Genomic DNA, 13077 nt, shown 5'->3' on the forward strand with positions numbered 1-13077 from the left:
GATGCCTCCGCCCCTAAGGTCAAGATCCTGCGCTGAGTTTGTCTTGCATCCCGCGCGTTGGGACGTTGCCGCCCAAAGCGGACGCGATAGTTGTGATATTGTGATCAATCATGCCAACGTAGGTGCCTTCATAAGTGCCCTCGATGCCCATGGCGTCACTAAAGAGCTCTCCGCCAATTTTGACGTCATGCCCCTTGGCCGCAGCCCCTTCGATCAATGCGCGAATGCTGCGATCTGACACCGAGCTTTCGACAAACACGGCGGCCACTTTGCGTTCGACAAGCATGTCCACCAACTCACTGATGCGATTCAGACCTGCCTCTGATTGGGTGGAGATGCCTTGAATGCCCAGCACCTCGAACCCGTAAGCCGTACCGAAATAGCCGAACGCATCATGTGCGGTCAGCAACACACGCGCCTCTTCTGGCACTGTCACCATTGCGGTCTGCGCGTATTCGGACAATCTGGAAATCTCTTCCAAATGCGCAGCGGCATTGGCCTCAAAAATCGCAGCGTCTTCGGGGCGCGTTTCGATCAGTGTATCACGCACTTCGGTCACCACTTGCGCCCAAAGCTCTGGGTCCATCCAGACGTGCGGATCAAACTTGTCCGCATAATCGTCATGGCCTTTCAGGACCTCTTTCGGAAGCCCCTCTGCCACCGCGATGACACGCCGTTTGCCTTCGAGGTCATGGAAGAAATCCTCCATCTGCGCTTCAAGGTAGAGCCCGTGCCACAAAACCAGATCAGCGCGAGTCATCGCGACGATATCTGTGCGGGTTTGGCGATAGGCATGCGGGTCAACGCCCGGCCCCATCAGCCCACGCACATCCACAAGATCACCACCGACCTGACGCACGGCATCGGCAATCATACCGGTCGTGGCCACCACGCTCAGCTTTTCAGCAGCATATACGGGCGCTGCGACGATGGCTGCAGCTACGGTCATGAACAGACGACGAGAGAATCGCATTTCGGGTTTCCTTCTTCTTGCAACTGAATATGAGAATTATTCGCAACAAAGTCAACGCAATTGAGAATTATTCGCAATAAGATTTGACCAAATGGACAAAAACATGACGTAACTTCGCCGACTGTCCCTTGAAATGGCGGGGTTTGCATGAATAATTGGGGGTAATCTAAGCTTAGAGACCGTCATGCAAACAACCATCCAGCAAGACGCGACCCATCAGCTGCCGCAAGCTGTTGAGCCGCGCAATCCCGGCATGGAGTTGGACCTCGACTGGGTCCGCGCCGTGCAAGCCAATACGTCGGCCATTGAACGCCGGGCAGCGACGCTGCCGGGGCGGCGGTCTGTAAAGAAAGAACATCAGGCGGCTTGGCTTCTAAAGGCCATTTCTTTGATCGATCTGACCACACTTGCCGGCGACGATACCGAAGGGCGCGTCAAACGGCTTTGCGCCAAGGCAAAACAGCCTGTCCGAGCAGAGTTGCTGGAGAAGCTTGAAATGACCGGGCTCACGACTGGCGCGGTCTGCGTGTATCACGACATGATCGAAACGGCTGTGACGGCGCTTGACGGGACCGGCATTCCGGTGGCAGCCGTGTCCACCGGCTTTCCCGCAGGTCTGTCGCCCTTTCATTTGCGTGTTGAAGAAATCCGCCAATCCGTAGCGGCGGGCGCGGCTGAGATCGACATCGTCATCACCCGCCGCCATGTGCTGCAAGGCAATTGGCAAGCGCTGTATGATGAGATGAAAGCCTTTCGCGAGGCGTGCGGCGATGCGCACGTCAAAGCCATTCTGGCGACTGGCGAGTTGGGTACTTTGCGCAATGTCTACAAAGCCTCGCTGGTTTGCATGATGGCAGGTGCGGATTTTATCAAAACCTCCACCGGCAAAGAAAGCGTGAACGCGACCCTGCCAGTCTCGCTCGTGATGATCCGCGCGATCCGGGAATACTATGACCGCACTGGCTTCCGAGTGGGCTACAAACCTGCGGGTGGCATCTCAAAGGCCAAGGACGCTCTGGTCTATTTGGCCCTCATCAAAGACGAACTCGGAGATCGCTGGCTGCAACCTGACCTTTTCCGCTTCGGGGCCTCATCGCTTTTGGGCGACATTGAACGCCAGCTTGAACACCACGTGACCGGCAAATACTCGGCGGGCTACCGCCATGCGATGGGGTAAGGAAAGACCATGACCGTCAAAGAAATTTTCGAAACCATGGATTATGGCCCGGCCCCGGAATCTGCCGCTGACGCACTGGCATGGCTGGTGGATCAGGGCTCAGCGTTTGGTCACTTCATCAATGGCAAGTTCACAGCGCCTTCCGAAGGGTTTGACAGCAAGAACCCAGCCAACGGCGAAGTGCTGGCGCAGTTGTCCCAAGCATCTCAGGATGATGTCGACACAGCAGTAAAAGCCGCGCGCGCGGCGCAAAAGAAATGGGCGGCACTGCCCGGCCACAGTCGGGCGCGGTATCTCTATGCCATCGCGCGTTTGGTCCAAAAACACAGCCGCCTATTCGCGGTGCTTGAAACGTTGGACAACGGCAAGCCCATCCGCGAAAGCCGCGACATCGATATCCCCTTAGTGCATCGCCATTTCTACTATCACGCGGGCATGGCGCAACTGATGGACAGCGAACTGCCAGACCGCGAGGCGCTGGGCGTTTGTGGGCAGATCATCCCTTGGAACTTCCCGCTTCTGATGCTCGCATGGAAAATCGCGCCAGCCATTGCCATGGGCAACACGGTTGTCCTTAAGCCCGCCGAATACACATCTCTCACGGCGCTACTTTTTGCGGACATCTGTCGCCAAGCGGGCCTGCCAAAAGGCGTTGTGAACATCGTCACGGGTGACGGTGCCGTGGGTGAAATGATTGTGAACCACGAGGGCATCGAAAAGATCGCCTTCACCGGCTCCACGTCTGTTGGACGCAAAATCCGCGAAGCCACGGCTGGGTCATGCAAAGCATTGACTTTGGAACTGGGTGGCAAGTCACCCTATATCGTCTTTGAAGATGCCGACATCGACAGTGCCATCGAAGGACTGGTGGATGCGATTTGGTTCAACCAGGGTCAAGTCTGCTGCGCAGGCTCTCGTTTGTTGGTTCAGGAAGGCATTGCAGATCGGTTCTACACCAAACTGAAAGCCCGCATGGACGGGCTGCGGATTGGCAATCCGCTGGACAAATGCATCGACGTGGGTGCCGTGGTTGATCCGGTTCAACTGAAAACGATAACCGATTTGGTCGACAGCAACGACGACGGCGAAATCTACCGCGCGGCGACAGCGGTGCCGGCCGAAGGCTGTTTCTACCCACCAACCTTGATCACCGGGCTTTCGACCGCGTCCAAGCTGATGCAGGAAGAAATTTTTGGCCCAGTGTTGTGCGCGATGACATTCCGCACACCGGGTGAAGCCGTCGAGATCGCCAACAACACCCGCTACGGTCTGGCGGCAACGCTTTGGACCGAGAATGTGAACCTTGCATTGGACATTGCCCCGAAACTCACCGCCGGTATGGTCTGGGTCAACGCCACCAACCTCTTTGACGCGGCAGCGGGTTTTGGTGGCGTGCGAGAAAGCGGTTTTGGACGTGAAGGTGGCTGGGAAGGCTTGGCGGCCTACACCAAACCAAAAGCCAGCACGAAATCCCTCACGAAAATCGAAGCGTTCATCGGCGAAGATGGCCCTGTCGATCCTCTGGATCGCACCGCCAAGCTTTATATCGGAGGCAAGCAAGCGCGGCCTGATGGTGGTTATTCGCAGAATATCTATGCCAAGAATGGCAAGCTTCTGGGACAGGCACCCATCGCCAACCGTAAAGATGTGCGCAACGCGGTCGAAGCTGCTGCGGGTGCCAGTGCATGGTCCAAAACCACAGGCCACCTGCGGGCACAGATCCTTTACTACATTGCCGAAAACCTCTCTGCCCGCGCCGATGAATTCGCAGCACGCATTGATGCGCTGACCGGCAAAAAGGGTGGCGACAAAGAGGTGCAAGCAGCGATTTCGCGCCTGTTCACCTATGCCGCTTGGGCTGACAAATATGATGGGCAGGCCCATGGCGTGCCGATCCGCGGTGTCGCTTTGGCGATGAAGGAACCCGTTGGAGTCATTGGCGCGCTCTGCGCGGACGAAGCACCCTTGCTTGGCCTTGTCTCGGCGATGGCCCCGGCGATTGCGATGGGCAACCGTGTGGTTTTGACCGCATCCGAAGCTTACCCCCTTGCGGCGCTCGACTTCTATCAAGTTCTGGAAACCTCGGACGTTCCAGCCGGAGTGGTCAACATCCTGTCGGGCAATCATGAGGAACTTGCAAAGACGCTCGCAGACCATCTGAACGTCGATGCGGTCTGGAGTTTCTCAAGCAGCGATATTTCTGGGCTGATCGAAGGTGCAAGCGCGGGCAACCTGAAACGCACTTGGGCCAACAACGGACAAAGCCGTGACTGGATGGGGGCCGCAGGCGAAGGCAAAGACTTCCTAGAGGCAGCGACAGTGGTCAAGAACATCTGGATCCCATACGGCGAATGACCGGGTCGCAGGGCAAGAATGTCGTCATCCTTGGTGCCACCGGCGCGGTCGGCACCGAGGTCCTGCGCGAACTGGCGGTGACGCCTGAAATTGCCAAAGTCACCGTTTTAACCCGCCGGGCGCTGACCGCCGTGCAATCTGACAAATTTGCTGAGCACATTGTCGACCCGCTTGATCCCGAAACCTACCAGCATCTGCTGGCAGGGCATGAGGTGGCCATCTGTACGCTCGGCGTTGGCGCAGTGTCGTCCGTGTCGAAAGAAGAGTTCCTGCGCATCGACCGCGATGCCGTCATCGCTTTTGGCGAAGCCGTGCGCGCAGCGGGTTGCGCACATTTTCAGCTACTGTCCTCTGTCGGGGTCTCCGCCGAGTCGCGGATGTTTTACCTGCGCAGCAAAGGTGAACTTGAAAACGCCCTAAGCGAGATGGAGTTCAAGCGCCTTAGCCTGTTTCACCCGTCAAATATCCTGACGCCGCAAAACCGGTATGGGTTGGGGCAGGCCATCGTTCTTGCGGTCTGGCCGCGATTGACCCCGATCTTATCTGGCCCCCTGCGCAAATTTCGCGGCGTCCGGGTGGAGACATTGGGTCGCGCAATCGCGCGGAACAGCGCTGTTGCCGGGTCTGGGACAGAAGTGCTGGAATGGGACGACTTTCAATCGCTTACGATTGGCTAAACGCGCAATAACTCATGCCTTATGGTTTGTGAAGCACGAACATCTGCGTGTCTTCTGACGAATGGTCATCGCTGATTGTGAATCCAGACCGTTCCAACACCTTTGCAGAGCCGGGATTGTCGTGACCGACACCTCCCATCACAGTGATATTCCGACCTTCGGGCAGACCTTTCACCAGCCCAGCCACCAGTTCAGTCGCAATCCCTTTGCCCCAAGCCTCCTCTGCCAACAGGTAGCCGATATGCAGCTGAATGGGCGCGGGGCTTTCGCCAAAAGCGGCCAAAATCAAGAGACCCAGCAAGGCACCGGAATGGCGATCTTGCACAAGGTATGTCTCACCCTCGCCCGCTTGAAGCGCGACCCAATCGGCAATCTCTGACTTTCCGCCCGACAGTTGCAGCGACGGCGGGAGGTGTTCAAGCACTTTAGGAGTCAGAAGCTGGGCGAGCCCTTTTTCAAGCCAACGCGGAGCCATGCCGTTTGAAAGCACGTCCTTCCAGTTTCGAACCCGCAAGCGGGACGTTTCAAAATCGGTGATCATTTGGCTCCTTCCCAGAGCGACCTTCGCCGCGCCTAGCCGTCATCATTCCGCAAATCGTTACCCTTCTGGCTGACCGACAATCACAAAATGCAGATCTTCCGGGCGCAGAATGCGCTTGGCGACACGGCGGATGTCCTCAAGCGTGACCGCATTCACCTTGTCATTTCGGGTCACCACATAGTCGATGGGCAAGTCATCCATTTGCATGCCGACCAGAATATTTGCGATTGGTCCGTTGCCATCAAACCGCAACGGATAGGCACCGGTCAAATAGGTTTTGGCACGTTCAAGCTCTTCGGCGGTGGGGCCTTCCTCTGCCATCCGGGTCCATTCCGCCCGGATCACGTCGGTCGCCTGATTGATGCGGTCATTGGCGGAGGCAACGCTGCCGAGGTAAAGCTGGCCAAAATCCTTGGCGATCAGGAATGACGAAATGCCGTAGGTCAGGCCGCGTTTCTCGCGCACTTCGTTCATCAGTCGGCTTTCAAAACCAGACCCGCCAAGGATGTGGTTCAGGATATAGGCCGCAAAGAAATCTGGGTCATCTCGTTTGATCCCCTCATGGCCAAAGATGGCGACGGATTGCGGCGTCGCAAAATCAACCAATGTCTCCCCGCCCGCCAGTTGGTAAGTCGCATCGCCTGGCAAAGGCGCAGAGTTTTCCGGCAGCCCGGCCAAAAGCCGGTCGATCAAGTCTCCCAACTCTTCTGCCGTGATGTCACCAACGGCAGAGACATAGACATTGTCTAAGGCCAATGCATTTTGATGTGCTTTGACGATATCATCGCGTGTCAACGCGGCGACGGATTCTTCGTTGCCATTTAACGAGGTCGCGTAAGGATGACCGGCGAATGCCAGCGCGTCGAATGTCTGGCTTGCTATCTTATCCGGGTCCTTCGCGTCCGAGCGGATGATCGACAGCACCTGCTCCCGCACGCGGTCCACGGAGATTTTATCGAAGCGCGGTTCGACCACGGATTTGCGCAGAAGGTCCACCGCCTGATCCCGGTTTTCTGTCAAAAACCGGGCCGAAATGGCAACGACATCGTCATAGGCTTCGTACTCGAACTCTGCTGCCAGTTCTTCGGCTTCGCGGGCGAAGTCCTGCGCGTCCATGTCGCCGGTGCCTTCTTCAAGAAGGCCCACCATCAAGTTTGTCGCCCCACGCTTGCCGGGCAGGTCCAATGATGCGCCGCCCCGGAACCATACATTCAGCGCGACAAATGGGATCGAATGTTCTTCGACCAGCCAGGCCTTTGTGCCTTGTGGGCTGGCGATTTCCTTAATCTCGATTTCAGCGCGCGCCGGGAGGGCCGCCATCAGGACAATCGCTGCCAAAAGATATCGGATCATTGGCTTACCCCCTCTTCTGCGGCCTCAGTCACCGGACGCATCAACCAGCCCGTTACCGAATTGTCGATTTCAAAGACGCGATCTGCCGCCGCTAAAATGTCTTCTTCGGTGACGGCTTGAAGCAGATCGGGCCAAGCCTGAATATCTGCAATTGTCAGCCCGCTGGTCAGTGCACGACCATAACGATTGCCGACACTGTCAGAAGAGTCCCGCGCATAGATCTGCTGCGCACGCAGCTGCATCTTGATCCGTTCAAGATGTTCCGCGTCGACGCCTTCTTGCATGAATTCGGCGACGGCCCCGTCAAGGGCGGCCTCGGCCTCCTCAAGGGTCACGCCCTGCGAAGGCACGATCACCAAATTGAAAGTCGTATCATCCAGTGAAACACCGCTGTAGAACGCTGAAACATAAACCGCCTGCTGCGTGCCAAACTGCAATTTCTGCGCCAGAACAGAGTTGGGACCGCTTCCCAAAACCTGTGCCAAGATCGTCAGCGCAGCGGCTTCCTTTTGATCCCCGGCGTCCCGTTCCGGCGCAAGATAAGAGCGCGTCACATATTCCTGCGCGACGCGCGCATCAAAAAATTGCATGCGCCGAGCAGACGTCTGTGGCGGTTCTTGCGGCCGCGCTCTTTCCTTTAGGTCAGGGTTGGGCGGGATCACACCGTAATAGGTTTCGGCCAGCGCCTTCACGTTTTCAGGATCGACATCCCCAGCGACGATCAGGATCGCATTGTTAGGGGCATAGAACTCTTCGTAGTAAGCCAGCGCGTCCTGCAGATCGAGTGTCTCCATCTCGTGCCGCCAACCGATGATCGGCACGCCATAGCGATGATTGAGATACTGCGCGGCATTGCGTTGTTCACGAAAAAGCGCACCGGCGCTGTTTTCGGTGCGTTGGTTGCGTTCTTCGATGATGACATCGCGCTCGGTCAGAATGTCACCTTCGGACAGGCGCAGATTAACCATCCGGTCGCTTTCCATCTGCATCATCAGTTCCAACCGATCGGCTGCAACGCGCTGATAATAGGCGGTGTAATCGTAGCTGGTAAAGGCGTTGTCACGCCCACCGTTTTCGCTGACCACGCGGGAAAATTCGCCGGGTTCAAGCTTATCTGTGCCTTTGAATAGCAAGTGCTCTAGGAAGTGCGCCACGCCGGAAACACCGGGGTCTTCATCGGCGGACCCAGCTTTGTACCAAACCATATGGGTCACGACAGGCGCGCGGTGATCTTCAACCACAACGACTTGCATCCCATTGCCCAGCACAAAATCCGTAACCGCCTCTTGCGCCTTCAAAGGCAGGGCAGTTGCCATCGCAATCCCGACCAGTACCAGCAAACGCCGCATACAACTCTCCTTGGTTCATCTACAGATGATAGTTACGTCGTGCAGAAAGGGCTTCAACCCCACAAACATCTTTGTGAGGCGCAGGTCAGCTGCTTAACAGATCAATTTGGAGGCGGGGCAGTGGGTGTTTTCACACCGGCTGCACGCCAGCGCGCCAATTCTGAATAAGGGTTCAGATGATAGAACCGATAGACTTCGTTGTAGCGGTCCGGGTTGGCCAAACGCCATCCGGTGAAGCGTGAGAATCGCCCGCGCACTGCCTCGTCATCGGTTGCCAACTGTTCGCGGATGCCCGCTGTGCCGCCATTGCGCGCCACATAGCCAACCAGCGCTGAATCAGCGGCAGCAAACGTGCCTGCCTCTGGTGTGGGCTGCGCACGGCCCCCAAGCGCCACATTGACGTCGTTCAGCGGGTCTTGGTCAGTCAGGTTCGACCCACCGGGCGTTGGTGCAGGCAAGGACGTGTAGTTTTCAGGCTGGGTCAGCGGTTTGGACGGGATGATCGCGAATTCGTCCGGTCCATTATCATCAGAAGACAAAACGCGGATGCCGCGCTCATTGGCACAGGCTGACACCAGAATGGCTACTCCAAAAATGACCGCTCGCGTCGCGCGCATTGAGAAACTCCTGCCGTTTCGCCCAGCTTTACCCCATCACTGGCCCAAGGTCACGCCTGCTTTTGCGACCCGCCCCAAAAGGCAAGGCCTAGCGCGCCCGCGAAGATCGATATGTCGGCGACATTGAACGCATAGGGATTCACAACGCCGCAACAGGACATGTTCAGAAAATCCGCGACCGCACCGTAAAGCAGCCGGTCCACAACATTGCCCAGCGCGCCGCCGATCAAAAGACCTGCGGCGATCAATCCAAGTTTTCCGGGGCGATCTTTGGTGACCCAGTAATACACAAAACCCGAAATCAAGAGCGCAATTGCGATCAGGATCCAGCGCGCGATGTCAGAGCCATCGGCAAAAAGCCCAAAGTTGATACCTTTGTTCCATGCCATGTGGAAGTTCAACAGCGGCGGGAGAACTTCGATCTGCCCAACTTCGCGCAACGCCAATACGTGCACGACGAAATACTTCGTCGCCTGATCCACAAGGAACGCCCAAAATCCTGCCCAAAAGACGAGTTTCATCACTCGTTTCCTTTCCAATAACCACCCCGACCGTGGTTTGCGGTTGTACCGCGATCCCTGGCTGGACCCTTTGGGCCTCTACTGGGAGCCATCTGGCCCGCCCAATGGTCTGGACAGGCCATGTGCTGTGCCACCTTAGTGACGGAAGTGACGCATGCCGGTAAATACCATGGCGATGCCCGCGTCATCTGCTGCTTTGATCACTTCTTCGTCACGCATAGAGCCGCCCGGCTGGATCACGCAAGTCCCCCCTGCTGCTGCGGCTTCGAGCAAGCCATCGGCAAATGGGAAGAACGCGTCAGAGGCAACCGCAGACCCTTTGGCGAGGCTTTCATCCAAGCCCAACTCCTTGGCCATCCGCTCTGCTTTGGCGGCGGCCACGTTGGCACTGTCCAAGCGGCTCATTTGACCGGCACCAACGCCAACGGTTGCGCCGTTTTTCACGTAGACAATGGCGTTCGACTTCACGTGTTTCGCTACTTTCCACGCAAATTGCAGGTCAGCCATCTGTGCGTCGGTCGGCGCTTTCTTCGTCACAACTTTCAATTCGTCTGCAGCCACGGCGCCAACGTCCTTGTCCTGCACCAGCATGCCACCTGCGACTTGTTTATAGGCCATGATCGGCTTGCGCGGGTCGGGCAGGCCATCGGTCAACAGCAGACGTAGGTTTTTCTTGGCCGCAAAGATTTCTTTCGCTTCATTAGACGCGCCCGGCGCGATGACGACCTCGGTGAAAATCTCGGTGATCTTCTTTGCGGTCTCTGCATCCAACGGCTGGTTCAGTGCGACAATGCCACCGAACGCAGAAGTCCGGTCACAGTCAAACGCCTTTTGATAGGCTTCGACCAGTGTTTCACCAACCGCCACACCGCACGGGTTGGCATGTTTGATGATTGCCACAGCAGGGCCGTTTTCTGGATCAAATTCCGCGACCAGTTCAAATGCCGCGTCGGTGTCGTTGATGTTGTTATAGGACAGTTCCTTGCCCTGCAGCTGGGTCGCGGTCGCAACGCCCTGACGACCGGACCCGTCCGTGTAGAACGCTGCTTGCTGATGGCTGTTTTCGCCATAACGCAATGTCTGGACCAACTCGCCAGCAACGGCGCGGCGGCGTGGCGTTTCCTCGCCAATTGCAGCGGCCATCCAGTTGGACACTGCTGCGTCATAGGCCGCTGTGCGCGCATAGGCGATCTGTGCCTGCTTGCGGCGGAAGGCATAGGTTGTCTGACCGTCGTTTGCGTCCAGTTCCGCCAGCAGCGCGTCGTAGTCTTGAACGTCGACGATCACAGCCACATCATCGTGGTTCTTGGACGCCGCGCGGATCATCGCCGGGCCGCCAATGTCGATGTTTTCGATACAGGTCTGATAATCGCCGCCCGCCGCCACGGTGGCTTCAAACGGATACAGGTTCACGACCAGCAAATCGATCCCACCGATGCCGTGCTCTTCCATTGCAGCAACATGTTCAGGATTGGACCGCAGCGCTAGCAAGCCGCCATGCACCTTCGGGTGCAGCGTCTTAACGCGACCGTCCATCATTTCTGGAAAGCCTGTGACATCGGACACGTCTTTGACCGTCAAGCCAGCATCACGCAGCGCCTTGGCGGACCCACCAGTGGACAAAAGTTCCACACCGCGCGCAGCCAGCGCTTGGCCAAGATCAATCAGGCCGGTTTTGTCGGAAACAGAAAGCAAAGCGCGGCGAATAGGTGTCAGGTCGGTCATCAGGTCAGAAGTCCAATCAATAGGTCAGGTCCAGCTCATCCCGGTTGAGGTCTCGAATGGCGATTGACGTTTCCTGCGCCTTGGCCAGTGACCACCGGATGCGCGTCGCATACTCCATTGCGACACCGGATAAAACGATCTGTTTGGCCGCACGGGGCTTTAATCGGCCTTTTTCTAGGTAAACAGAGGAGCTCAGCGTCATAGTCGCCTTTGAGTTGTGGCGAAAGACCCAGATTTCACCGCTTTTGAGCGCGATGGAGACCGCAGCGCCGCCCAAATCAACTGTCGCGTCTACATCAGGGTGCAGATGGAATCGCGCTTGAAAGGGTACGCCTTGAAGGTTCTTGGCATCAAGAACCCGGTCAAATTGCCGTTTGGCCGTGTCATTCAGGGCAAGCAGAAGGTCCTCACCCGCCAGCCCGCGACCATCGAAGGTCAGTTCCAGTGTGCGTGCATGGGTCAAGCCATGGGTGTCGACATAGCCATTGTGCCCACCCTCAAGCCGAATACCATCATTGGCATTGCTCATCTGCACCGGCACTTCTGTCGGCGCATCCACCAGCTGTTCCTCGCGCCAGCCCTTGCCGCTTTCGCCGAGGCGCGCGGATGAAAACCCATCCAGAGAAATTGTGCTGTGGCTTGGCGTGGCGCGCCCGGCACGCCGCCAGTCTTCACCAAAAGAAACGCCGGAACCGCAATTCACAATGACCGGGCGGCGACCACTGGTCATTTCGAACGCCAAGGTGGACGCATGCGCGTTATAAGAATTCTCACCTGTCGGGGGTTTGCTGGCATCCATAATGATGCTCGTGCGTCCGGCTGACAGCCGCGCATAGCCCATCGCCAACCCGTCCGCTTGGCGATCTTTGACACGGCAGGCAGCAAGTGCCGCATCAAGCCGACCCTCTAGGCCGCGCCCGCCGCCATGAAACCGCGCCAGCCCGCCGTCAGCATGGCGCAGGGTGCGCAGCGTGGGCGCAATACGGCGTATGGCGTCGCGGTGCGTGTCACTCGGCGTGCGGCCAACATCTTCAAGCGCCGTGCGCGCCCAAGTGAGCAGCGTCAGCACTTCAAGCAGTTCCTCGGGATTGCGCGTCGCCAAGCCGCCCTGCTCATCAATCTGGCGCTTACATTCACGGGTGAGCGCCTTCAGGGCCGGGTCCACGTGGCGCGCCATGCCTTCCAAAGCAAGACCGGCATAGATCAGCCCGGTCAAAGCCTCGAACTTTGGCAAGCCGGGCACAGCGGTTGAATACCGACGGCTCAGAAAGATCACCTGCTGCCCGAGCGAACGATAGAATGCATCGGTCTTGGATTTATCCTGCCCTTGCAGCAAAAAGATGGCGTGGTTGATCCAGCGGATCAAACGACGGCCCGTAAGTTCCGGCAGCCACCCCGCCCCGCGCCCTGCCCCGCATGTGTCGATCCATTGCCAGGTCCAGGCCTGCGCCTTTTGGCGCGCTATGCTATCCCCTACGGCCGCAAGATCATCAAGCCAAGCAAAGCCGTGCAGGTCGTGTTCAAATTCAAGGTCGGGTGGGTCGATATCCCAGATCGAGGCTTTTGGGGACACAATCAGGTGGCCCGCAAGAAGGAAATTCCCCGCAAGCAACTGCCGCCCCTTCGCAAAAGAGCCAATCGTGCGCGGTTCTGGCATTGATGTCAGCAAGGTGGCAGGGCGCGCCAAAGTGCTCAGCCGCGCTTGAAGGCGGTGCATGGCACGTGTGTATCGCGTCCCAAGGCGATTTGGGTTGAGCATTGGTCTGCCTCTTACGCTCTGGTGGCGTTT

At 57.5% G+C, this 13077-nt stretch carries 11 protein-coding genes; 3 read left to right on the top strand and 8 right to left on the bottom strand.

Features of this window, described 5'->3' with window-relative positions; all coding sequences use genetic code 11:
- Positions 1 to 19: 19 nt before the first annotated feature.
- Positions 20 to 973, bottom strand: coding sequence for a metal ABC transporter solute-binding protein, Zn/Mn family (locus tag BUA39_RS11505; RefSeq protein ID WP_072793360.1), 954 nt, complete (start codon positions 971 to 973; stop codon positions 20 to 22).
- 184 nt (positions 974 to 1157) lie between these two features.
- Between BUA39_RS11505 and deoC the strand changes: the two genes are divergently transcribed.
- Genes deoC through BUA39_RS11520 form a run of 3 tightly spaced genes read left to right on the top strand, consistent with a single transcriptional unit; the run spans position 1158 to position 5182 of the window.
- Complete coding sequence (deoC, locus tag BUA39_RS11510; RefSeq protein WP_072793361.1) at positions 1158 to 2150, top strand: deoxyribose-phosphate aldolase; 993 nt, start codon at positions 1158 to 1160, stop codon at positions 2148 to 2150.
- Positions 2151 to 2159: 9 nt separating this feature from the next.
- Entirely contained in the window at positions 2160 to 4505 is a 2346-nt protein-coding gene (locus BUA39_RS11515; RefSeq protein ID WP_072793362.1) for an aldehyde dehydrogenase family protein, read from the top strand.
- Positions 4502 to 5182 carry an NAD(P)H-binding protein gene (locus BUA39_RS11520; RefSeq protein WP_072793363.1) on the top strand — a complete coding sequence of 227 codons (681 nt, stop codon included), beginning with the start codon at positions 4502 to 4504 and terminating at the stop codon, positions 5180 to 5182. Before BUA39_RS11515 ends, BUA39_RS11520 begins: the two co-directional genes overlap by 4 nt.
- Positions 5183 to 5201: 19 nt before the next feature.
- Here BUA39_RS11520 and BUA39_RS11525 read toward each other — a convergent pair whose 3' ends face one another.
- The 7 genes from BUA39_RS11525 to BUA39_RS11555 all read right to left on the bottom strand — a co-directional run bounded on the left by BUA39_RS11525 (position 5202) and on the right by BUA39_RS11555 (position 13047).
- Complete coding sequence (locus BUA39_RS11525) at positions 5202 to 5723, bottom strand: GNAT family N-acetyltransferase (protein WP_072793364.1); 522 nt, start codon at positions 5721 to 5723, stop codon at positions 5202 to 5204.
- A gap of 57 nt (positions 5724 to 5780) precedes the next feature.
- Positions 5781 to 7076 carry a M16 family metallopeptidase gene (locus tag BUA39_RS11530; protein WP_072793365.1) on the bottom strand — a complete coding sequence of 432 codons (1296 nt, stop codon included), beginning with the start codon at positions 7074 to 7076 and terminating at the stop codon, positions 5781 to 5783.
- On the bottom strand, positions 7073 to 8425 hold the full coding sequence (locus BUA39_RS11535) for a M16 family metallopeptidase (protein ID WP_072793366.1): 1353 nt from the start codon (positions 8423 to 8425) through the stop codon (positions 7073 to 7075). The genes BUA39_RS11530 and BUA39_RS11535 overlap by 4 nt, the downstream gene beginning before the upstream one ends.
- Positions 8426 to 8526: 101 nt before the next feature.
- Complete coding sequence (locus tag BUA39_RS11540; protein WP_072793367.1) at positions 8527 to 9042, bottom strand: DUF3035 domain-containing protein; 516 nt, start codon at positions 9040 to 9042, stop codon at positions 8527 to 8529.
- A 50-nt stretch (positions 9043 to 9092) separates the two neighbouring features.
- The gene (lspA, locus tag BUA39_RS11545) at positions 9093 to 9563 is read right to left on the bottom strand and encodes a signal peptidase II (protein WP_072793368.1); all 471 of its coding nucleotides are present in this window, start codon (positions 9561 to 9563) and stop codon (positions 9093 to 9095) included.
- 135 nt (positions 9564 to 9698) lie between these two features.
- Positions 9699 to 11288, bottom strand: coding sequence for a bifunctional phosphoribosylaminoimidazolecarboxamide formyltransferase/IMP cyclohydrolase (gene purH / locus BUA39_RS11550; protein ID WP_072793369.1), 1590 nt, complete (start codon positions 11286 to 11288; stop codon positions 9699 to 9701).
- A 16-nt stretch (positions 11289 to 11304) separates the two neighbouring features.
- Positions 11305 to 13047, bottom strand: a complete 1743-nt coding sequence (locus BUA39_RS11555) for a heparinase II/III family protein (RefSeq protein WP_072793370.1) — start codon at positions 13045 to 13047, stop codon at positions 11305 to 11307.
- Positions 13048 to 13077 lie beyond the last annotated feature (30 nt).

This window comes from Cognatishimia maritima, from assembly GCF_900129685.1.
Lineage (GTDB): Bacteria > Pseudomonadota > Alphaproteobacteria > Rhodobacterales > Rhodobacteraceae > Cognatishimia > Cognatishimia maritima.